Origin of the sequence: Streptomyces sp. NPDC020801 (assembly GCF_044334385.1) — a bacterium.
Classification (GTDB): Bacteria; Actinomycetota; Actinomycetes; order Streptomycetales; family Streptomycetaceae; genus Streptomyces.
The window spans coordinates 187,732-209,131 of sequence record NZ_JBIRST010000016.1; the positions used below are offsets into that span (position 1 = coordinate 187,732).

A 21,400-nucleotide genomic window follows, 5' to 3' on the forward strand; every position below is an offset into this window, starting at 1 on the left:
CACCGCGGGGCCGGGCCGGCCGAGTCGCCCGGAGGCGGCCCGGCCGTGGGGCGTACACGGCGGCCCGGCCGTGGTGGCGTACACGGCCGCCCGGCCGGTGGGTCGCGGGTCGCCGACGGGCGGGGCGGCTTGGGCCATGCGCGGCACAGGACCGGCGGCGGTGCTCATTCGTGGCGTGCGGAACCGGCGCCCACCAGCCGGCGGGCCAGCCGCTCACCCGTCGCCACGGCTGCCGCGTGGTTCTCGATGCGGCTGACCCTGGCGTTCTTGAAGACGATGTAGGTCACGCCCGAGCGTGCGCCGCCACCGCGCGGGTCGGCGGGGATCCCCAGGCACCGGGCGGTGGCGTACGAGGCCTCGCCGATGACCTCCCGGGGGCCGGTGTCGCCGACGACCGCGTACTGCACCCGGCCCCGGTAGACGACGGCCGCGACCGATCCGCCTCCGACACCGTGGGCGCGGTGGTTCCAGATGGGGCTCGGGGCGGGCAGCACGATGTAGGGCAGACGCTCGGCGTTCAGACGGCGGCCGTTGGACTGCTGGTAGGCCGCGGCCGGCGAGAACTGCGGGTCCGTGCGGCGGTTGCAGCGGCGGGTGGGCCGGCCGTCGCAGTCGATGTCCATGTCGGCCTTCCAGAAGACGGCGCCGCGCAGGCCGCAGACCGGGATCGTGGCACGTGCGCCGGCGTCGGGACGGTAGCGGCCGCGGGAGAGGGGTCTGCAGTCGCGCACCTTGGCCAGCAGGTCGGCGGCGCGGACGGCTTCCCCGGTGTGTGCCACCCGCTTCTCGTGGAAGCGGTGGTGGGGGACGGGGGCGGCGGGAAGCGTCGTCGGGGCGAGCAGGGCGGCGCTCGCCGCGACGAGCGTCAGCGACTGGACACGCACGATGAGGACCCCTCTCCTCGGGGATATAAACGGCGATTCATCCCATAGATGATGAATTCGATCGCGCGGCCCACGTTAGGGGACCGGACGGCCCAAAGCCCGTAACCCCCTCGGGGGCCGGAGACCGGAGCCCTTGCCGACCCGGCCCCCGGCCCCCCCGTGCGGGCGCGGCATCAGCGACGACAGCGATCCGCGCCACGACGTGAACTCGCCTACTCTTCCGATGAGTTCAGCCGTCAGGAGCTCAGCATACGTAACTCCCCCCGGGCGCCCGCCAACGGCGGCCCTCTTGATATCGCCCGCCGGTCGCGCCATATTGGTCCGGACCATTGGGCAGCGGTGTGCGGGCCATCCGCGCCGCCGTTGAGGGGAGGAAGACCCCGTGCGACGCGTTCCCGCCCCCGATTCCCCCCGTCGCCGCATGTCCGGGCGTGTCGTCGCCGTCGGCGGTGCGCTCGTGCTGCTCGCCGCCTGGGGCCGGGGCACAGCGGACGGCGGCGGGAACGGCGGCCGCCTGCCCGGGGCCCCGGCCGGCGTCACCGCCGCGGCGGGCAGCGCGACCAGCGTGCACGTCATGTGGAACGCGGTGTCCGGCGGGCCGGGCATCAGCGCTTACGAGGTGTATCGCGGCACCACCGAAGTGGCCGACGTGCCCGCCTCCGAGCACATGGTGGACGTCATCCGGCTCCGACCCGCGACGACGTACGTCTTCACCGTCCGCGCCCGCGGCACCGACGGCCGGCTCGGGCCGCGCGGCCAGGAGGTGCGGGCGTCCACGCCGGCGACCGTCGCGGCGGACCACTCGCCCCCGGCCCGCCCCTTCGCACCGCACGGCAGGGCGGTGGGCAGCAGAGCCGTACAGCTGTCCTGGGCGGCCTCGACGGACGACCGGGGTGTGGTCTCCTACGACGTCTACCAGGGCAACACGAAGATCCACAGCGTCCCCGGGAGCCGGACGGCGACCATGGTCACGGGGCTGCGGCCGGGCACCCGGTACTCCTTCACTGTCCGGGCCCGCGACGCGGCCGACAATCTCTCCCCGGCCAGTGCCCCGGTGCGCCTGAGCACCCCGCCCGGCTCCGACGACGGCCGGGGCACCGCACCCACCACCTTCCGGGCGTCGGCCCACCGTGCCGACGGGGCGTACTACCTCGACCTGAGCTGGGTTGCGCCGCGCACCGACGGGGTGGTGACGCAGTACCAGATCCAGCTCGACGGCAAGCCGGCCACCTCCCTCGTCTGGGGCGGCACCGCCCCGAGCGGGAAGGCCTCGTACAGCTTCTACGTGGGCCGGGACGCCCGGATCACCTACCGGGTGCGGATCCGGGCGATGCTTCCCGACGGCACCTGGGGCGGCTTCTCGCCCGAGCGGACGGTGACGACCGCGGCGGAGCAGCCGTAGGCGCCGCGGCGTCCGGCGTGTTCGGGGCCGGACACCGCGGCGCACGGCCCGAACGCGCCGGACGCGGGCAGCCCGTCACCCGACCGGGTGCGCCCCACATGCGGGAAGCGGCCCGGGCACGTTGGCTGAAACCCAAGGCAGCACGGGCGCTCCCCTATCTCCGGCGGCACTTGGGATGGACCGCCGACCGTGCCGCCGGAGGGCAGTCCCATGCGTAACTCTCAGCCACTCCTCCGTTCCGGACCGGCCGCGGCTGCCGCGGCCGTACTCGCCCTCGGTGTCGCCGCCGGACCGGCCCATGCCGGGCCGGGGATCTCCGTGAGCACCAGCGGCTCCACGGTGTCGGTCACGACCGGCACGTGCACCCTGGTCGACGGCAGCTGGGGCACGGCCTCGCTGCTCACCAGCGGCCAGGAGAACTTCAGCCAGGGGCGCCAGGTGGCGCTGACGGGCACGGCCGTCAGCCAGTCGGCGGCCTGGCAGAGCGTGAGTCCGGGCACCTACACCGTGATCGTCGTCTGCGCGAACAAGATCACGGCGGGCAGCCAGTCCATCATCGTCACCTCCGGCTCCGGGCCGACGATATCCGCCACATCCTCGCCGTCGCGCGGTGTGATGGGGGGCCTCGGCGGGGGCACCAAGGACTACGGCCCGGTCACCCTCGCGGTGGGCGGGTCGTTCGTGGGATTGGCGCTGATCGCCACGGGCTGGGTGCTGCGCCGCCGCGCGAAGCCGCACCGGTTCTGAGCGGAGCCGGTGCCGAGGGCCGCGGCCGCCTCAGGCCGGGCCGCCCCCGGGCAGGGCGCCGTCCGGCCGATCGCTGTCCGGCCCCTCCCCGTCCGGCCGATCGCTGTCCAGCCGATCGCCGTCCGGCCCATCGGCGTCGGGCCCGTCGGCGTCAGGCCCATCGGTGTCCTGCAGTTCGGCGAACTCCTCCAGCGCGTGCGTGAGCCACCGCGTCCAGAAAGTCTCCAGGTCGATGCCGGCCCGCAGCACCAGATGCTGCAGCCGGTCCTGGGAACTGTCCTTGCCGGGCGGGAAGTCACGCTTCTCGATCTCCCGGTACTCGGCCAGCTGCCGCTCGTGCAGCTCCAGATGGCGCCGCATGTCGTCCTCCAGGCCCGCGGTGCCGACCACGGCAGCGGCGCGCAGCCGCAGCAGCAGGGCGTCGCGATGCGGCCTCGGCTCCTGGGACGCCGCGGTCCAGCGGGCCAGTTCGGTGCGGCCGGCGGGCAGGACCTCGTAGCTCTTCTTCTGCCCGCGGGCCGGCTGCTCGGACGGCAGGGCGCGGATCAGGCCGTCGGCCTCCAGCCTTCCCAGCTCGCGATAGATCTGCTGATGCGTCGCCGACCAGAAGTAACCGATCGACTTGTCGAAGCGGCGCGTCAGCTCGAGCCCCGACGACGGCTTCTCGAGCAGGGCGGTGAGGATCGCGTGCGGGAGTGACATGGGCTCATCCTAGGGAGGGGCCGCACGGGGGAGTCCGTACGGCCCGTGCGGCTGCTGGTGCTGCGACCGCAAAGGCACACCGGCCGCGACGCCCGGCACGGCACCTCGCCGCGTTGTCGCATCACCCGAGTACATCCAGTACGCGGGCGATGCTCCGCCCTGCGATGCACCGCACCGGACGCCGCGAGCTTTCCGGCAAACCCTTCCGGCCACAGCGCTAGAGGGCCGCCGCCAGCTCCGTGCCCTGCTTGATGGCACGCTTGGCGTCCAGCTCGGCGGCCACGTCGGCGCCGCCGATGAGGTGTGCGCTGCGCCCGGCGGCGACCAGTTCCTCGTACAGCCCGCGGCGCGGCTCCTGACCGGTGCACAGCACGATCGTGTCGACCTCCAGGACGGAGCTCGTGCCGTCGACGGTGATGTGCAGCCCGGCGTCGTCGATCCGGTCGTAGCGCACGCCCGGGACCATGGTGACGCCGCGGTGCTTGAGCTCGGTGCGGTGGATCCAGCCGGTGGTCTTGCCGAGCCCGGCACCGACCTTGCTGGTCTTGCGCTGGAGCAGGTGGACGGTGCGCGGCGGGGCGGGCCGCTCGGGCTCGGTGAGACCGCCGGGCGCACGGTAGTCCATGTCGACACCCCAGGCGCGGAAGTACGCCGCCGCGTCCTCGCTCGCCTTGTCACCGGCGTCGGTCAGGTATTCGGCGACGTCGAAGCCGATGCCGCCCGCGCCGAGGACCGCCACCCGGTCGCCGACCGGGACGCCGTCGCGCAGCACGTCCAGATAGCCCACGACGCGCGGGTGGTCGATGCCGGGGATGTCGGGGGTGCGCGGGGTGACGCCGGTGGCGACGACGACCTCGTCGTACCCGGCGAGGTCGTCGGTGCCCGCCCAGGTGTTCAGGCGTACGTCCACACCGTGCGCGTCGAGCTGGTGGCGGAAGTAGCGCAGCGTCTCGTCGAACTCCTGCTTGCCGGGGACCTTGCGGGCCACGTTGAGCTGGCCGCCGATCTCGCTCGCGGCGTCGAACAGCGTGACGTGGTGACCGCGTTCGGCGGCGCTCACCGCGCAGGCGAGTCCGGCCGGGCCCGCGCCGACGACGGCGACACGAAGGCGGCGCCGGGTCGGGGAGAGCACGAGCTCGGTCTCGTGGCAGGCGCGCGGGTTGACCAGGCAGGAGGTGAGCTGCCCGCTGAAGGTGTGGTCGAGGCAGGCCTGGTTGCAGCCGATGCAGGTGTTGATGGCCTCGGGGCGTCCGGCGGCGGCCTTGTTGACGAACTCCGGGTCGGCGAGCATCGGACGGGCCATCGACACCATGTCGGCGCAGCCGTCGGCGAGCAACTGCTCGGCGAGTTCCGGGGTGTTGATGCGGTTGGTGGTGACGAGCGGGACGGAGACCGCGCCCATCAGCTTCTTGGTCACCCAGGTGTAGGCGCCGCGCGGCACGGAGGTGGCGATGGTGGGGATGCGGGCCTCGTGCCAGCCGATGCCGGTGTTGATGATGGTCGCCCCGGCGGCCTCGACGGCCTTCGCGAGCCGGACGACCTCCTCCAGGGAGGAGCCGCCCGGCACCAGGTCCAGCATGGACAACCGGTAGACCACGATGAAGTCCTCGCCGACCGCCTCGCGCACCCGGCGGACGATCTCGACCGGGAAGCGCATGCGGTTGTCGTAGGAGCCGCCCCAGCGGTCGGTGCGGTGGTTGGTCCGCTGGGCGATGAACTCGTTGATGAGGTAGCCCTCGGAGCCCATGATCTCCACGCCGTCGTAGCCGGCCTGCTTCGCCAGGCGCGCGGTGCGGGCGTAGTCGTCCATGGTCCGCTCGACGTCGGCGTCGGTGAGCTCGCGGGGCACGAAGGGGCTGATGGGCGCCTGGAGGCGGCTGGGGGCGACGAGGTCGCGGTGGTAGGCGTAGCGGCCGAAGTGCAGGATCTGCAGGGCTATCCGGCCGCCCTCGCGGTGCACGGCGGCGGTGACCCTCGTGTGCCGCTCGGCCTCCTCCTCGGTGGTCAGCTTCGCGCCGCCCTCGTACGGCCGCCCCTCGTCGTTGGGGGCGATGCCGCCGGTGACGATGAGTCCCACTCCCCCGCGGGCCCGGGCGGCGTAGAACTCCGCCATCCGCTCGAAGCCGCGCTCGGCCTCCTCCAGGCCCACGTGCATGGAGCCCATGAGGACACGGTTGGGCAGGGTGGTGAAGCCCAGGTCGAGCGGGCTCAGCAGGTGCGGGTAACGGCTCATCGGCCCCTCCGTACGCGGTGTCGTCCCTGTAGTTGTAGAGGACGACGGGGCCTTTATGCAACTAGTTGCAAAACTGGGCGGCGTGTCCGTACCGCCCCGCGGGAGCCACCCGGGGCCCGGGTCACTCCGGTGGCCCTACGGCCGCGGGCGCCTTCGCCGGGGCCGTCCGCCGGGCGCCTCAGCGGCTTTCCAGGCGGACGTGCAGCTCCCGCTCCTGGTCCCCGGAGGCCGTGCTCAGGTCCTGGACGGTGAAGAGCGAGTCCAGGGTCGTACGGAACCGGTCGATCGCCCAGTAGCCGCCCTGCACGTCGGCGGTTACGGACGCCGCGAGCCGGTTGGGGCCGCGCCCGGCCTTGTGGGCCTCGGCCACGTCGAAGGTGCCGAGCCACACCGTGGGGCGCACCTCGTGGTAGTCGCGGGGCACGTCCTCCGCGCACCGGTCGGACGAGAAGCACGCGCACAGGGCGTCGAACACGATCCGGGCGTCTTCCTTGCTGCATCCGCTCAGCTCCACCGAGACGGACTCCGGGTGCGCCTGCTCACTTTCCATCGTGATCGCTCCTCTCGTGGCCGTGCGGTACGCACGGGATTCCCCCGAAGCCGCACCCCACCCTCAGCAAAGCACCACCTCCCAGGAGAGCACCACCGGCGGCGGCGCACATCCCCGGCCACACCTGCCGTCCCTCCCCGGCGGTCCTCCAGTGCGACTCGGCGGGACGGGCACCGTCGTGTTGAGAGATGGTGGAGGCAGGCACCGAACGTCTCGTAAATGAGTGCGGGCGCGGTACAACAGGGTGTGTCGGCACGGGAACGGCGGGCCGCGTGGACGGGCGAAGGCGGTGCGTGGGATGACTGCAGCCGGGGCTCCCTCGGCCGAGGGTGACGAGCCGGTGCGCGGACCGGTGCGGCCGAGCGGGCTGCTCGACGTGCTCGGCGTGGCCTCGGTGGTACTGGACGCCCAGGGGCGCATCGTGCTGTGGAGCCCGCAGGCGGAGGAGCTCTTCGGCTACTCGGCACAGGAGGCACTGGGCCAGTACGCGGCCCGGATCATGGTCCACGAGGAGCACCTCGACCTGGTCGTCAAGCTGTTCGCCGACGTCCTGCAGACCGGTCAGGGCTGGGCGGGCGCCTTCCCCATCCGGCGCAAGGACGGCACCACCCGGCTGGTGGAGTTCCGCAACATGCGGCTCCTGGACGACCGGGGGCACGTCTACGCGCTGGGGCTCGCCGCCGACCAGTCGACCGTCCAGCGGCTGGAGCGCGACGTGGCGCTGTCGGCGCGGATCGTCTCGCAGTCCCCGCTCGGCCTGGCCGTCCTGGACACCCGGCTGCGGTACGTCTCGGTCAACCAGGCCCTGGAGCGCATCGACGGCGTCTCGGCCGAGGAGCACGTCGGGCGCACGGTCCGCGAGGTGCTGCCGCAGCTGGACCCCGACGAGGTGCAGTCCTCGGCGCGCCGGGTGCTGGAGACCGGGCAGCCGCTCCTCGACGTCTTCGCCGTCGGCCGGACCCCGGCCGACCCCGACGAGGACCACGCCTGGTCGATCTCGATGTACCGGCTGGAGGACGCCGCCGGCAGCGTGCTGGGCGTGGCCGTGTCGGTCGTGGACATCACCGAGCAGTACCGGGCGGGCATCGAGGCGGAGACCGCGCGCCGCCGCCTGGCCCTGATCGCCGACGCCTCCGCCCGTATCGGCACCACCCTGGACCTGGACCGCACTGCCCGGGAGCTGGCCGACGTGGCCGTGCCCGAGCTGGCCGACGTGGCGGCCGTGGACCTGCTGGACGCCGTGGTCGGAGGCCGCCGCAGCAGCCTCGGGCCCGCCGAACCGGCGGTGATCCGCGCGCTGGCGGTACGGGCGGAGCACGCCGCGGACGCCCTGGCGGCGGCCGACCCGCCCGGCCAGATCGCCCGCTACGGCCCCGACCGCCTGGTCACGGAGTGCGTGCGCACCGGACGACCGGTGCTCGTGGCGCAGGTGAAGGACGAGGACCTGAATGCGATCGCGCGGTCCCCGGAGGCGGCCGTGCTGCTGGGGCGTGCGGGTGTGCACTCGTATCTGGCCGTCCCGCTGATCGCGCGCGGCGAGGTGCTGGGCGCGCTGGACCTCAAGCGCACCCGCAATCCGCACCCCTTCAGCGAGGACGACGTGCTGCTGGCCCGGGAGCTGGCCGCCCGGGCCGCCGTGCAGATCGACAACGCCCGCTGGTACCAGAGCGCCCGCGACACCGCCCTCACCCTCCAGCGCAGTCTGCTGCCCAGCCATCCGTCCGTGACGGGCGGACTGGAGGTCGCCTCCCGCTACCAGCCCGCCGGAGCCACCATCGAGGTGGGCGGCGACTGGTTCGACGTCATCCCGCTGGAGGGCGACAAGACCGCGCTCGTCGTCGGCGACGTCATGGGCAGCGGCATCAGCGCCGCCGCCACGATGGGACGGCTGCGCACCGCGACGAAGGCACTGGCCTCGCTCAACCTCGACCCGGCCCGGCTCCTGGAGCACCTGGACCGGATCACCGACGGCCTGGACCACTGCATCGCCACCTGTCTGTACGCCGTCCACGACCCGCGTCTGCGGCAGTGCCGGATCGCCAACGCCGGGCACCTGCCCCCGGCCCGCGTCCGCGTGGGCCACCCCGCGGAGCTGCTCGACCTGCCCACCGGAGTCCCGCTGGGCGTGGGCGGCATCCCGTTCTCCACCACCACCGTCGACCTGGAACCCGGCGACCAGCTGGTGCTGTACACCGACGGGCTGGTCGAGACGCGCCGGGAGCCGCTGGACGAGCGCCTGGAGACACTGCTGACGCTGCTCGACGAACCGGCGCGGCCCCTGGAGGAGCTCTGCGACTTCCTGCTGCGCACGCTGCACCAGCCGGACAACCACGACGACGTGGCCCTGCTCGTCGCCCGTGCGCAGGCGCTGCCGTAGGAACGGCGGTGGTGGCCTAGTGCTGTGGCCGGAAAGGTTTGCCGGAAAGCCCGCGGCGTCCGGTGCGGTGCATCGCAGGGCGGAGCATCGCCCGCGTACCGGATGTACTCGGGTGCTGCGACAACGCGGCGAGGTGCCGTGCCGGGCGTCGCGAGCCGGCGAACCTTTCCGGTCGCAGCACTAGCGTCTGGTCCCGATCACGACGTTCGCGTACAGCTCCTCCGAGACGGCCAGGCGCGCCACAAGTCCTGCCCTGGTGAAGGCCTCCAGGGCCGCCGGGGCCTGGTGTTCGCTCGTCTCGGCCAGGAGGCAGCCGCCGGGCGCGAGCCAGCCGGGGGCCTCGGCGGTGACGCGGCGCAGGACGTCGAGGCCGTCGGCACCGCCGTCCAGAGCCACCAGCGGTTCATGGTCGCGGGCCTCCGGCGGGAGCAGACCGACCTCCCGCGTGGGGACGTAGGGGACGTTGGCCGCCAGGATGTCGACGCGGCCGCGCAGTCCGGCGGGCAGTGCCCGGAACAGGTCGCCCAGGTGGACCCGGCCCACTACGGGGCCGACGTTGCGCCGGGCGCAGCGCACCGCGGCCGGATCGATGTCGGCGGCGTGCAGGTCGACCGGGCCGAGCGCGGCCGCCAGCGCGCAGCCCACCGCGCCCGAGCCGCAGCACAGGTCCACCACCACGGAGGCGTCGGGGACCTGGGCCAGGGCCTGGTCGACCAGGAACTCGGTACGGCGCCGGGGCACGAAGACGCCGGTTTCCACGGCGATGCGCAGACCGTGGAACTCGGCCCATCCCAGGACCTGTTCGAGTGGCAGCCCGGCGACGCGCCGGTCGACCAGGGCGGTGAGCTCGTCGGGAGTGTGGGCGGCGCCGAGGATCAACTCCGCCTCCTCCTCGGCGAACACGCAACCCGCGGCGCGCAGCGCGCTGACGACCGCGGACCGCAAGGCGGCCGGCGAGAAGGATGCGGAGGGCGAGCGAAAAGGAGGAGAGGCCGGGCGAGACGGGGGAGACGAAGGGGGAAGTGAAGGCATGGAAGCCTGGACCTTTCGGGGAGCCGAAGGGCGCTCCCGCGGTCACCTACTGACGGTGATCCGCGCCACGGCGAGAAGGGAGCACCCGAGCCGACACAGCGGTAATGGGTCTCACCTCCTCGGCTTCCTGCGGCCGGGAACGTCCACGGCCGCAGGTCACCCTACCTCAACGTCCATCCCAACGCTCAGCCGCCGGCGGTCTCTTCGAGCTCCTCCTCGGCGGCTGCCCCGGCCTCCTCGGCCCGGGCCCCGGCCTCTTCGGTCCGGGCCCCGGCGGCCGCCCACAGTGGAAGCGCGGGAGCCGTGTGGGCTCCACCGGCACGGTGACCGCCGGGCGCAGCAACTCGGTTGTACTATGCAACCAAGAGCGCCGGGGAGGTTTTCCGTGACAGCACCCGAAGGGCCCGGGGCGTCCGGCGTCCCCCGCGACGGGGCGGCCCGCCGGACGGCCGTCGAGATCATCCAGCGCGAGATGACGATCTTCGCCCGCCGGGCCCGCGCATCGGCGGGACGCATGCACCCCGAGCTGTCGCTGGTGTCGTACACACTGCTCGGGCATCTGGAGGAGAGCGGCGGCTGCCGCGCGACCGACCTGGCCGCGCACTACGCACTGGACAAGTCCACGGTCAGCCGGCAGGTGGCCGCCCTGGAGCGGACCGGGCTCATCGAGCGGCGACCCGATCCGGACGACCACCGGGTCCAGGTACTGCACCTGACGGACCCCGGCCGGCACATCCTGGCCCAGGTCACCGAGAGCCGCCGGGCGGCCTTTTGGGAGCGGCTGGCGAACTGGCCGCAGGAGGACCTCCAAAGGTTCGCGGGCTACCTCACCCGCTACAACGACTGGCCCCGGCCGACGCGGCGGGACGGCGGCTGACCCGGCCGGGGGCTGCGCCGCCACGGCCGGGACGGCGGCGGCCACCCCACAAGAACCCGCAGCCGAGGACCACCGCGCTCACGCCGCCGGAAGCCGCGCCCGAGGTCCGTCGCGCCCGTCCCCGCGCCCCGCGCCCCGCGCCCCGCGCCCCGCGCCCCGCGCCCCGGGGAGCCTCTCCCTCCGCATCGCCATGGCGACGAGGACGCCCTCGCGGCGTATGCATGCGCCACGGGCGGCGCGGCCGCCGCCGTCCTCCTGGGCCACGGTGTCGTCCGCCGGATCGCGCTGCGGCACCGGCTGGCCGAGTGGGAGCGGGACCGGGTCCGCACCGGACCGGACCGCAGTGGAGCGGGCCTCGGGCGTGAGCCCCGGGGGGCGGGCAGGCCGCAACCACGGATGCACGCCGCTTCCGCCCCGGTCCTCGTCGCGGACCCAGGCCTGGCGAGTCCTCCGGCCACCGCCATACGGTGTGATCACCGCGGTGTCTCTCCACAAAGGCGGTTGCCGATGGCCCTGTTCGACCTCTCCCTCGACGAGCTCCGCGGGTACCGCAGCGCGTCCGCCGAGCCCGAGGACTTCGACGCCTTCTGGTCCAAGACCCTCCAGGAGGCCCGCGAACACGACCTGGACGCCCGCTTCGACCTGGCGGACACGGGCCTGACCACGGTGAAGGTGTACGACGTGACCTTCGCCGGTTTCGGCGGCCACCCGGTCAAGGGCTGGCTGACGCTACCCGCCCGCGTCGACGCGCCGCTGCCGCTGGTCGTGGAGTTCGTCGGCTACGGCGGCGGGCGCGGGCTGCCGCACGAGCACCTGCTGTGGGCGTCGACGGGCCGGGCGCACTTCGTGATGGACACGCGCGGGCAGGGCAGCGCCTGGGGCGGCGGGGGCGGCACCTGCGATCCGGTGGGCGGCGCGCCGGCGTACCCCGGCTTCATGACCCGGGGCCTGGACGCACCGGAGAACTACTACTACCGCCGGGTGTTCACCGACGCGGTGCGCGCGGTGGAGGCGGCGCGCTCGCACCCGCTGACCGACCCGGCCCGGACCGCGGCGATCGGCGTGAGCCAGGGCGGCGGCATCACCATCGCGGTGGGCGGCCTGGTGCCGGATCTGGCCGCGATCGCGCCCGACGTGCCGTTCCTGTGCGACTACCCGCGCGCCGCGACCCTGACCGACCGTCACCCGTACCGGGAGATCGGCCTGTACCTCAAGACCCACCGCGGCCGCACCGAGGACGCGCTGCGCACCCTGTCGTACTTCGACGGGGTCCACTTCGCGGCCCGCGGCCGTGCCCCGGCCCTCTTCTCGGCGGCCCTGGAGGACCAGACCTGCCCGCCCTCCACGGTGTTCGCCGCATTCAACGCCTGGACCCACGACGACAAGGCCATCGAGGTGTACGACTTCAACGGCCACGAGGGCGGCGGCCCGTACCAGGAGGCGGCGAAGCTGCGGTGGCTGCGATCGTACGCCTGAGGAGGCCGGCTCACGCCGGGCGTCTTCCCTCCAGTCCGACCAGTCGGTACGTTCATGGGGCCCGGGCCGCGGCGAGGCGGCCGGGGGTTCCGGCGACCACGGAGGGCCCATGTCCGAGCACGAACCCCAGGTCCACGGCCACTGCGACGCGCGCTTCACGGCGGTGCGCACGGCGTTCGAGGAGAACTTCCGCGACCGGGAAGAGCTGGGCGCCGCGGCGACCGTAGTCGTGGACGGCGAGACGGTGGTCGACCTGTGGGGCGGCTGGGCCGACACCGCCCGCACCCGGCCGTGGGAGCGGGACACACTGGTCAACGTGTGGTCCACCACCAAGGGCCCGACCGCGCTGTGCGCGCACGTTCTCGCCGACCGCGGACTGCTGGACCTCGACGCACCGGTGGCCGCGTACTGGCCCGAGTTCGCCGCGGCGGGCAAGGAGAAGGTGCTGATCCGGCATCTGCTGTCGCACCGGGCGGGGCTGGCCGGCCTGCGGGAGCCGCACTCGCTCGCCGACCTCTACGACTGGGAGCTGACCTGTGCGCGGCTCGCGGCGACCCGGCCGTGGTGGGAGCCGGGCACCCGGTCCGGGTACCACGCGCTGACCTACGGCTTCCTGGTCGGCGAGGTGGTGCGGCGCGTCTCGGGGCTGCGCCCGGGCGCTTTCCTGGAACGGGAGGTGACCGGGCCGCTCGGTATCGACTTCACGGTCGGGCTGCCCGAGAAGGAGGCCGGGCGGGCCGCCGAGCTGGTCCACACGCGCGCCGCGGCGACCAGCGAACAGGCCGCGATCCTCAGTCAGTTGTCGCCCGCGGCCATCGCCGCGCTGACCAATCCGGTCGCGGGGGCCGCCGAGGCGAACACACCCGAGTGGCGGGCCGCGGAGATCCCCGCGGCCAACGGTCACGGCACCGCCCGGGCCGTCGCCGCGCTGTATGGCGTCTTCGCCGGGCGTGGCACGTACGGCGGCCGGCGCGTCCTGTCCCCCGAGGCCGCAGAGCGGGTCCGCGAGGGGCAGGGCAGCTGCCGCGACCTGGTGCTGGGCGCCGGGTTCGAAAGGGAGACCGAGATCGGGCTCGGGCTGTGGCTCAGCGGCCCGAACCGCTCCTACGGGCCCAACCCGCGGGCTTTCGGACACGACGGCTTCGGCGGCTCCTGCGGTCTGGCCGACCCGGAGGCGGGGGTGTCGCTGGGCTACGTGATGAACCGGATGGGCCCTCATATCGCCGACGACCCAAGGAAGACGGCGCTGATCGACGCCCTGTACGGCGCGCTGTGAGCGGCGGAGGGGCCGGACGGGTTTCGGCCGAAGTGCGGAACCGGGCTTCCCTGCTGGTTTAGACCAATGTTAGACCTGGTGGCGCAACGAGCCCGCACGGCTACGGTACGTCACCAACCAGGAGGCGCGGCATGGCCCGCACCACCCCGCACAACCACCCGACGACGCTGGGAACGCCCGCGCAGGGGCCGGCCCCGGGCTGCCCGCCCCCGCCGGGTCCGGCAGAGGAACGGCCCCTTTACTGGAAGGTCGCCACGAAGCTGCTCGGCGAGCTGCGCGACGGCACCGCTTCGCCCGGCGAACGGCTGCCGAGCGAAAGGCAGTTGGCCGTGCACTTCGGGGTCAGCCGGGAGACGGTACGGCAGGCGCTGGAGGTGCTGCGCCGGGACGGGCTGATCGCCACCGACCGGCGGGGCAGCCACGTCACGCTGCCCGGGCTGCCCGTCGAGGCGCCCTCCACCCTGACCTTCCCGGTGGGCGCCCGGGCCACCGACCCGGGCGCCTGCGACCGGGCCACGGTGACATGGGAGACACCCCCGCCGGAGCACGCCGCCGCCCTGGGACTCGCCCCGCTCCGGCCGACCCTGGTGCACCGCTACCGTTCCGCGGCGGCCGACGGCACCGGGCTGCGCACGGCGGTGACGTCCTTCTCCGCCATCGCCCTCGCCGAGGTGGAGGAGCTGGGCCGCTATCGCGACCGCGCCGACGGCTCGGGCGCCGCACAGCTGCGACGGGCCTACGACTGGATGCGCCGGGCGGGCCTGACCCTCCACCACCGGGACTCGATCACCCGGCTCGCGGACGGCCCCTCGGTCCGCGTGACCCGGCGCGTCCACGACCAGTACGCACGTCCTCTGGAGATCACCGACCTGATCGTGGACGCCCGGCAGGACGCGCTCGTCTACGAGTTCACCCTGCCGGCCGCGGTCTGAGGCGGGCCGGGCGGCGCAGGGCCGGCCCGTGACGGCGGCCGGCTGCCGTCACGGCAGCCGGCGTGCCGCGATCATCCGGCCGCGCGGGCTGCCGTCGGCGCGCCGGCCGAACTCGGGCAGGGCGTACAGCTCCACCCGGAAGCCGGCCCGCTCCAGTTCCCGCCGCACGTCGCCGAAGCGGAAGGCGCGGTAGTACATGACGAAGGGCGGCCGCCACACCGCGTTGCGCACGCGCATCACCGCGTCGAAGCCGAGCAGCGTCCAGAACGCCCTGGAGCGGGGGCGCGGCGGAGCGAACACCGGGAACGCGAACAGCCCGCCCGGCCGCAGCACCGAGTGGACGCCGCGGAAGAGCCCGGGCAGCTCGCCCTGCAGGAAGTGCCCCAGCGCGCCGAAGCTGACGACGAGGTCGAAGGCGGCGGTGAACGGCAGGGCACGGGCGTCCCCGCGCACCCGGGCGACCCGGGGCCCGGCGGCCGGGGCGTGCTCCCGGGCGACGGCGAGCATCCCCGCGCTGAAGTCGACCCCCGTGACGCTCCCCCGGCACACCCGTGCCAGCACGTCGAGCCCGGCGCCGGTCCCGCAGCACAGGTCGAGTCCGTCGCCGAACGGCCCGAGCCGCTCCAGTGCCGCCGCCACCGCGTCCAGCACCGGGTCGGGGGTCCGGAAGGGGGTGTGGTCGAACTTCGGCGCGAGCAGGTCGTAGCCACGCTCGACCGACGACAGCGCCTGGACGGCGAGCTCACGCAGGCTGGGACCTTCGGGACCGTACATCGGGTTCAGCTTAGACACCCGGGTTCCCGGCACACAGCGGCGGGCGGCGCAGGGGCCGGATCACGGGCTCACGGCTTCCGCCCCCAGCCGCACCGGGAGCGCCCGCACGCTGTTGCCCACGAAGCCGGCGTGGCGGACGAGTTCGCCGTCGGGCACGGCGAGGTCGAGGGCGGGGAAGCGGGTGAAGAGCCGCTCCAGTGCGACGGTGGCCTCCAGCCGGGCCAGCGGGGCGCCCAGGCAGTAGTGCGCGCCATGGCCGAGCGACAGATGCCGGACGGCTCCGGGGCGTGCGGCTCGGGTGACGTCGAACCGGTCGGCGTCCGGACCGTGTGCGGCGCGGTCGCGCCCGGCGGCGGAGTAGCCGGCGAGGACGGGCGTCCCCCGGGGGACGACCGTGCCGGCGACGGTCAGGTCCCGGACGGGATAGCGGAAGGGGAAGTAGCTGACGGGCGCGTCCCAGCGGAGCGTCTCCTCCACGACGTCACCCCAGTTCGCCTCCCCCCTGCGCACCAGGCCGAGCTGGTCTCGGTGGCCGCACAGGGCCCGCACCGCATTGGTGATCAGGTTCAGCGTGGTCTCGTGTCCGGCGACGATCATCAGGACCAGGGTGCCGATCAGCTCCTCGTGGCTGAGCCGGTCGCCGTCCTCCTCCCGGGCGGCGATCAGCGCGCTGGTGAGGTCGTCGCCGGGCCGTTCGGCCTTGGCGGCCGCGATCGCGCCGAGCACGGCCAGGAGTTCCCGGTTGGCGGCGACGGCCTGCTCGGGCCCGGTGCCGGTGGCGACGACCCGGCTGGACAGGTGGTGCAGACGGTCGCGGTGCTCGGGGCCGACCCCCAGCAGCTCACCTATGACGGACATCGGCAGGGGCAGCGCGAAGTGCCGCCGCAGATCGGCGGTTCCGTCCGCGGACTCGGCGGCACGGGACAGGCCGTCCAGCAGCCGGGTGGTCAACTCCTCGATCCGCGGCCGTAGTTCCTCGACACGCCGTGCGGTGAACGCCCGGCTCACCAGCGACCGCAGCCGCCGGTGGTCCGCCCCGTCCGCCGTGGTCATCCCCCGCACGGTGGCGAAGGTCGTCAGGGGCCACCCTTCGGCGATCCGCCCTTCCCGCAGGGCGGTGAAGTGCCGTGCGTCCTTGGCGACATCGGGGTGCGCGAGGAACTCCCTCAGCGCCTCGTGCCCGAGGACGACCGCCCCCTCGACCTCCCCGGGCAGAACGACGGGCGCGACGGCGCCCCGGCCGAGCAACCGCGCGTTGACGGCGTGCGGACAGCCGCCGGCGGGGTCCATGCGGTGCGGCGCGGGACGGGATGTCTCCACGGTGACTCCTGTGTGTCGGGGCCGGGTTGCGGCCTGGGCTGATCGATTGTGCCCGCTCGCCGCGGCGGGGACAGCACCAGTCGATCCGGCCGTTCCGGCGTCGCCTGCCTGCGGCCGCCGCCTGTTCGGGGTTGGATGTCCCCATGACCATCGACGAGCACGAGCGGTTGATGCGGGCCAACCGGGAGAACTGGGACGCGCGTACGCCGGTGCACGTGGCCAGCCGGTTCTACGGGCTGGACCAGGACCTCGACCCCGCCCGCTGGTTCGCCTCCTTCGAATGGGAGGACCTCGGGGAACTCACCGGACGCGACGTGCTGCACCTGCAGTGCCATCTGGGTACCGAGACGCTCGCCTTCGCGCGGCGCGGCGCGCGCGCCGTGGGGCTCGACTTCTCGCCGGCGTCCGTCACGGCCGCCGGCGACATCGCGGCCCGCGCGGGGCTCGGGGTGACGTATGTGCGGGCGAACGTGTACGACGCCGTCACGGCGCTCGGGCAACGGCGCTTCGACGTGGTGTACACCGGCAAGGGCGCTCTGTGCTACCTGCCCGATCTGGCGCGCTGGGCGGACGTCGTGACCCGCCTGCTGCGCCCCGGCGGCCGGCTGTACGTGGTCGAGTTCCATCCACTGCTGAACGCGCTGGGCCCGACACCCGCCCCGGGCGAAGGTCCCGAACTGCTGCTGCGCCACGACTACCTGGGCGGGAACGGCCCCGTCCACCGGGACGCGACGTACACGTACACCGACGGGCCGGCCGTGGAGGGCGCGACCGACAGCTACGAGTGGATGCACGGAATAGGGGAGGTCGTCGACGCGCTGACCGGTGCGGGACTGACCGTCCGGCGACTGCGCGAGTGCGACGAACTGCCCTGGCAGCGCTGGCCGCAGATGATCCGCACACCCACCGGCTGGTGGCGGTTGCCCGCCCCCAGGATCCCGCTCCTGTACGGTCTGCTGGCGACCCGCTGAACCACCGTTCCGCCCCGCACTCGCGCCCCGGGTGGTAGAGTGCATCCAGCACCTGTGTACGCCGTCGTAGGCGCCGGTGCGAGTTCTCCTTCAGTTCGCCGATCCATCCGCCGCCCGGGCGGCGTGTCGGCTTCCTGCCACCACCTCGTGAGCAGCACGTTCCACCGTGTCCGAGGTCGCCGTACCCCGAGGTGGTGTTCCCCGCCGCCGGAAGGCCCCTGCTCCATGCCTCCCCGCTCGCGGCTTCTCCCCTTCCCCTCGCCTGCCTCGTGCCATCGTCCGCGAAAGGACTCCCCTCCATGACCACCACACTCGAACACCCTCCGGTACGGCAGCAGCCGTCTCCGGCCGCCCGGCTCGCCACCGGTGTCCTGGACATCGACGCGAGCGGGAAGGGCCGGCTGCGCGGCCCTGACTGCCTGCCCACGCCCTCCGACCCGGAGGTCTCCCCCGCGCTGATCCGCCGCCACGGGCTGCGCAAGGGCGACCTGGTCGACGGGGTGCGGGGCGCCAAGCACGCCCTCACCGAGATCACGCGGGTGGGTGGCCGCACCCCGGACGAGCTCCGGGGCCGCCGTCACTTCCACGACCTGACCCCGCTGCATCCGCGCGAGCGGCTCCGCCTCGAACACCCCGCCGCCGGCCTGACCGGCCGCGTCACCGACCTGATGGCGCCCATCGGCAAGGGCCAGCGCGGGCTCGTCGTGGCCCCGCCCAAGACCGGCAAGACCGTGCTGCTCCAGCAGACCGCGGCCGCCGTCGCCGGCAACCACCCCGAGTGCCGTCTGATGGTCGTGCTGCTGGACGAGCGACCCGAGGAGGTCACCGACATGCGGCGCTCCGTGCGCGGCGAGGTGTACGCCTCGACCTTCGACCGGGCGCCAAGGCAGCACATCGCACTCGCCGAACTGGTCGTCGAGCGGGCCAAACGGCTGGTCGAGGCCGGTGAGGACGTCGTGATCCTGCTGGACTCCCTGACCCGGCTGTGCCGGGCCCACAACAACGCGGCCGCCGCGGGCGGCCGCACCCTCAGCGGCGGCGTCGACGCGGCCGCGCTGCACGGCCCCAAGCGGCTCTTCGGCGCCGCGCGCCTGGCCGAGGAGGGCGGCTCGCTGACCATCCTCGCCACCGCGCTGGTGGAGACCGGCTCCCGCGCCGACGACTTCTTCTTCGAGGAGCTGAAGGGCACCGGCAACATGGAGCTCCGGCTCAGCCGCGAACTCGCCTCCCGCCGCGTCTTCCCCGCCGTCGACATCAACTCCTCCGGCACCCGTCGCGAGGAACTGCTCCTGTCCCCCGCCGAACTGACCACGACCCACGGTCTGCGCCGCGTCCTGCAGACCAGGGACGGCCAGGCCGGCCTGGAGACTCTCCTGGAGCGGCTGCGCGAAACGCCGGACAACGCCACGTTCCTGCGCCGCGTCCAGCCGACGCTGCCCACCGGTCAGCGCGCCTAGGCCCGGTGCGGACGGCACGGCCGCCCACTAGGGCATCCGGGTGCTCGCGCAGCCCGTTCGGCCCTCGGCAGCGTCGCGCTTCCCCCAAACCCTTCCTAGGTTTGCGGTATGACGATCAGATTTACTTCCAGGACTGCCATGTCGGCCTGCACCCTCTGCGCGGCAGGCGTGCTCGCACTGTCCTCGCCGGTAGCGGCCCTGGGGCGGGCCGAAGCGGGCCCGGGCGCGCCGGGCCGGCAGAAGGCGGCGGTACCCCAGCCCGCCGTGCTGCAGCGCGAGGGCACGCAGGTCCGGCCCCGCGCCGGGGCGCCCGAGGTGCCGGACGTCTCCGCGCTGTCCTGGCTGGTCGCCGATGCGTCCACCGGCGAGGTGCTCGCCGCGCACGACGCGCACGAGAAGCTGCCGCCCGCCAGCACCCTCAAGACCCTGTTCGCGCTGACCGTGCTCCCCGCCTTCCCCGGCGGCGTCCGGCACACCGTCAGCGGGCAGGAGCTGACCGGGATCGGCCCCGGCAGCAGCCTGGTCGGGGTCACCGAGGGACATACGTACCAGGTGGCCGACCTGTGGCGCGGGGTCTTCCTCAACTCCGGCAACGACGCGGTGCACGTGCTCGCCTCGCTCAACGGCGGCTGGACCCACACGGCCCGGCAGATGCAGGCCAAGGCCCGCGCCCTGGGCGCCCTGGACACCCATGTCGTCTCGCCCGACGGCTACGACGCCGACGGGCAGGTCTCCTCGGCCTACGACCTGGCCGTGTTCGGGCGGGCCGGACTGCGCAACCCGGACTTCGCCCGCTACTGCTCCACCGCTCGGGCCGCCTTCCCCGGCGACGGCGGGACCTACGAGATCGCCAACACCAACCGGCTGCTGACCGGCGCCGACGGCGTGGCGCCGTATCCCGGGCTGCTCGGCATCAAGAACGGCTACACCAGCAACGCGGGCAACACGCTGGTCTCGGCGGCCCGCCGGGACGGGCGCACCCTCGTCGTCACCGTGATGAACCCTCAGGACGGCGGCGGCTTGGCGGTGTACGAGGAGGCCCGCGAGCTGCTGGACTGGGGATTCGCCGCCGCCGGGCACGTGGACCCGGTCGGTTCGCTCGACGCGCTGCGCCCGCCGGCGCACGGCCCGACGGTCGTGGCGACGGCCGCCGCGGCCCCGAAGGAGTCGGACTGGCCGGAGACCGGAGCCATCGCCGGCGCCGTCGGTCTGGGCGCGGCAGCCCTCCTGCTCGGCCTGTCGTTCAGGGGCGGCCGGCTCGCCCGCGACTGACCGGCCGGCAGCCCGAGCAGCAGACCGAGCGTGATCCAGGCGTAGGCGTTGCCGCCGAGGAAGCCGTCGAGGCCGGAGGGGTCGTCGAACCACAGCCACACCACACTGCTGCACAGCACCGCGTACACGGCGGCCGCGATGCGCCGTCTGCCCGCGCGCAGCAGCACGGCGAACGATGGCAGCAGCCACACCAGGTGGTGCACCCAGGTGATCGGGCTGACCAGGCAGGCCGCCGCCCCGGTGAGCGCGAACGCCGCCCGCCAGTCGCCGCACACCACCGCCCGGCGGGTCCGCCACACCCACACGGCCAGCACCGCCAGCACCGCCAACGCCCAGGCCGGGCGGCCGGTTTCGCCCAGTCGGGCCAGGATGCCCTGCACCGACTGGTTGGAGACGTAGGCCAGACGCCCGACCCGGCCGGTGTCCCACATCGCCTCGGTCCAGTAGAAGCGGGAGGCGTCCGGGTCCGCCCAGGCGGCAAGTGCGGTGGCCACGAAGGCGACCGCGGTGGCCACGGCGGCGGCCCGCCACCGCCGGGCCACCAGGAGCAGGCCGATGAACAGGGCGGGCGTGAGCTTGATCGCCGCGGCGAGTCCGGTCCCCGCGCCCGCCCAGCGGGTCCGGCCGGTGGCCAGCAGCCGGCCGTCGGCCAGGACCAGGGCCAGCAGCAGGAGGTTGACCTGGCCGAAACTGACGGTGTCACGGAGCGGTTCGAACAGCGCGAGCAGGCAGAGGGCCACCGCCCAGCGGAACCGGCCGTGCCGCCGCCACCGCCGTCCGGCCAGCAGGCGCAGCACCACGGCCAGGGCGGCGAGGTTCAGCAGCAGGGTGACGGCGACGGCGGTGTGCCAGCCGACCACGGCCATCGGCAGCATGCAGACCGCGGCGAACGGCGGATAGGTGAAGCCGTACGTCGTCCCCGGCACCACGTAGTCGTAGATCCGGCCGCCGTGGTGGACCCAGCTGCCGACGGCGCCGTAGTAGACCCGCAGGTCGAACCAGTCGCGCAGCAGCGGTACGGTCGCCGTGAAAGCGGTGACGGCGACGGCCGGGGCGAGAACCAGCAGCAGGCGTCCGCGGCCTGTACGCGGGCCGCCGGGACGGAACACCCTCATGCC

At 73.9% G+C, this 21,400-nt stretch carries 16 protein-coding genes and 2 pseudogenes; 10 read left to right on the plus strand and 8 right to left on the minus strand.

All coding sequences use genetic code 11. From position 1 onward, the window contains the following. Positions 1 to 164: 164 nt before the first annotated feature. Positions 165 to 884, minus strand: a complete 720-nt coding sequence (locus tag ACH4UM_RS29230) for a glycoside hydrolase family 75 protein (protein ID WP_398185540.1) — start codon at positions 882 to 884, stop codon at positions 165 to 167. A gap of 421 nt (positions 885 to 1,305) precedes the next feature. On the opposite strand from ACH4UM_RS29230, the gene ACH4UM_RS29235 reads away from it, so the two are divergent. Beyond that, positions 1,306 to 2,286 carry a fibronectin type III domain-containing protein gene (locus tag ACH4UM_RS29235; protein WP_398185543.1) on the plus strand — a complete coding sequence of 327 codons (981 nt, stop codon included), beginning with the start codon at positions 1,306 to 1,308 and terminating at the stop codon, positions 2,284 to 2,286. Positions 2,287 to 2,496: 210 nt separating this feature from the next. Continuing rightward, complete coding sequence (locus ACH4UM_RS29240; RefSeq protein ID WP_398185546.1) at positions 2,497 to 3,033, plus strand: hypothetical protein; 537 nt, start codon at positions 2,497 to 2,499, stop codon at positions 3,031 to 3,033. 159 nt (positions 3,034 to 3,192) lie between these two features. On the opposite strand, the pseudogene ACH4UM_RS29245 reads toward ACH4UM_RS29240, so the two are convergent. From ACH4UM_RS29245 to ACH4UM_RS29255, 3 genes and pseudogenes are all read right to left on the minus strand, one after another. After that, positions 3,193 to 3,735: pseudogene (locus tag ACH4UM_RS29245) on the minus strand (PadR family transcriptional regulator); the annotation flags it as partial. A 217-nt stretch (positions 3,736 to 3,952) separates the two neighbouring features. Continuing rightward, complete coding sequence (locus ACH4UM_RS29250) at positions 3,953 to 5,968, minus strand: FAD-dependent oxidoreductase (RefSeq protein ID WP_398185549.1); 2,016 nt, start codon at positions 5,966 to 5,968, stop codon at positions 3,953 to 3,955. 178 nt (positions 5,969 to 6,146) lie between these two features. Further along, the gene (locus tag ACH4UM_RS29255; protein ID WP_398185551.1) at positions 6,147 to 6,518 is read right to left on the minus strand and encodes a hypothetical protein; all 372 of its coding nucleotides are present in this window, start codon (positions 6,516 to 6,518) and stop codon (positions 6,147 to 6,149) included. Positions 6,519 to 6,816: 298 nt separating this feature from the next. On the opposite strand from ACH4UM_RS29255, the gene ACH4UM_RS29260 reads away from it, so the two are divergent. Further along, positions 6,817 to 8,895, plus strand: a complete 2,079-nt coding sequence (locus ACH4UM_RS29260) for a SpoIIE family protein phosphatase (protein WP_398185554.1) — start codon at positions 6,817 to 6,819, stop codon at positions 8,893 to 8,895. 180 nt (positions 8,896 to 9,075) lie between these two features. On the opposite strand, the gene ACH4UM_RS29265 is transcribed toward ACH4UM_RS29260, so the two are convergent. Beyond that, complete coding sequence (locus ACH4UM_RS29265) at positions 9,076 to 9,927, minus strand: putative protein N(5)-glutamine methyltransferase (protein WP_398185557.1); 852 nt, start codon at positions 9,925 to 9,927, stop codon at positions 9,076 to 9,078. 472 nt (positions 9,928 to 10,399) lie between these two features. On the opposite strand from ACH4UM_RS29265, the gene ACH4UM_RS29270 reads away from it, so the two are divergent. The 4 genes from ACH4UM_RS29270 to ACH4UM_RS29285 all read left to right on the plus strand — a co-directional run bounded on the left by ACH4UM_RS29270 (position 10,400) and on the right by ACH4UM_RS29285 (position 14,488). Continuing rightward, on the plus strand, positions 10,400 to 10,804 hold the full coding sequence (locus tag ACH4UM_RS29270; protein WP_398185609.1) for a MarR family winged helix-turn-helix transcriptional regulator: 405 nt from the start codon (positions 10,400 to 10,402) through the stop codon (positions 10,802 to 10,804). Positions 10,805 to 11,311: 507 nt separating this feature from the next. After that, positions 11,312 to 12,280: an acetylxylan esterase gene (locus ACH4UM_RS29275; RefSeq protein ID WP_398185560.1), complete on the plus strand. Its 969-nt coding sequence runs from the start codon at positions 11,312 to 11,314 to the stop codon at positions 12,278 to 12,280. 109 nt (positions 12,281 to 12,389) lie between these two features. After that, on the plus strand, positions 12,390 to 13,556 hold the full coding sequence (locus ACH4UM_RS29280; protein ID WP_398185563.1) for a serine hydrolase domain-containing protein: 1,167 nt from the start codon (positions 12,390 to 12,392) through the stop codon (positions 13,554 to 13,556). A gap of 131 nt (positions 13,557 to 13,687) precedes the next feature. Continuing rightward, positions 13,688 to 14,488 (plus strand): GntR family transcriptional regulator, encoded by an 801-nt coding sequence (locus tag ACH4UM_RS29285; protein WP_398185565.1) that lies wholly within the window; start codon positions 13,688 to 13,690, stop codon positions 14,486 to 14,488. A gap of 48 nt (positions 14,489 to 14,536) precedes the next feature. Here the strand turns inward: ACH4UM_RS29285 and ACH4UM_RS29290 are convergent, their stop codons facing one another. Together ACH4UM_RS29290 and ACH4UM_RS29295 are read right to left on the minus strand one after the other, a co-directional pair. Continuing rightward, the gene (locus ACH4UM_RS29290; protein WP_398185568.1) at positions 14,537 to 15,262 is read right to left on the minus strand and encodes a class I SAM-dependent methyltransferase; all 726 of its coding nucleotides are present in this window, start codon (positions 15,260 to 15,262) and stop codon (positions 14,537 to 14,539) included. 60 nt (positions 15,263 to 15,322) lie between these two features. After that, positions 15,323 to 16,552 (minus strand): cytochrome P450, encoded by a 1,230-nt coding sequence (locus ACH4UM_RS29295; protein WP_398185612.1) that lies wholly within the window; start codon positions 16,550 to 16,552, stop codon positions 15,323 to 15,325. A gap of 173 nt (positions 16,553 to 16,725) precedes the next feature. Here ACH4UM_RS29295 and ACH4UM_RS29300 point away from each other — a divergent pair, with 173 nt between their 5' ends. The 3 genes and pseudogenes from ACH4UM_RS29300 to ACH4UM_RS29310 form a co-directional block, all read left to right on the plus strand. Next, a complete protein-coding gene (locus tag ACH4UM_RS29300) occupies positions 16,726 to 17,553 on the plus strand; it encodes a class I SAM-dependent methyltransferase (RefSeq protein WP_398185570.1) in 828 nt (275 codons plus the stop codon). 299 nt (positions 17,554 to 17,852) lie between these two features. Next, a complete protein-coding gene (gene rho / locus ACH4UM_RS29305) occupies positions 17,853 to 19,010 on the plus strand; it encodes a transcription termination factor Rho (RefSeq protein WP_398185573.1) in 1,158 nt (385 codons plus the stop codon). Between the two features lie 138 nt (positions 19,011 to 19,148). Further along, positions 19,149 to 20,003, plus strand: a pseudogene (locus ACH4UM_RS29310) (D-alanyl-D-alanine carboxypeptidase family protein); the annotation flags it as partial. Between the two features lie 11 nt (positions 20,004 to 20,014). Here the strand turns inward: ACH4UM_RS29310 and ACH4UM_RS29315 are convergent. Beyond that, a complete protein-coding gene (locus tag ACH4UM_RS29315; RefSeq protein WP_398185576.1) occupies positions 20,015 to 21,397 on the minus strand; it encodes a glycosyltransferase 87 family protein in 1,383 nt (460 codons plus the stop codon). Positions 21,398 to 21,400: the final 3 nt, after the last annotated feature.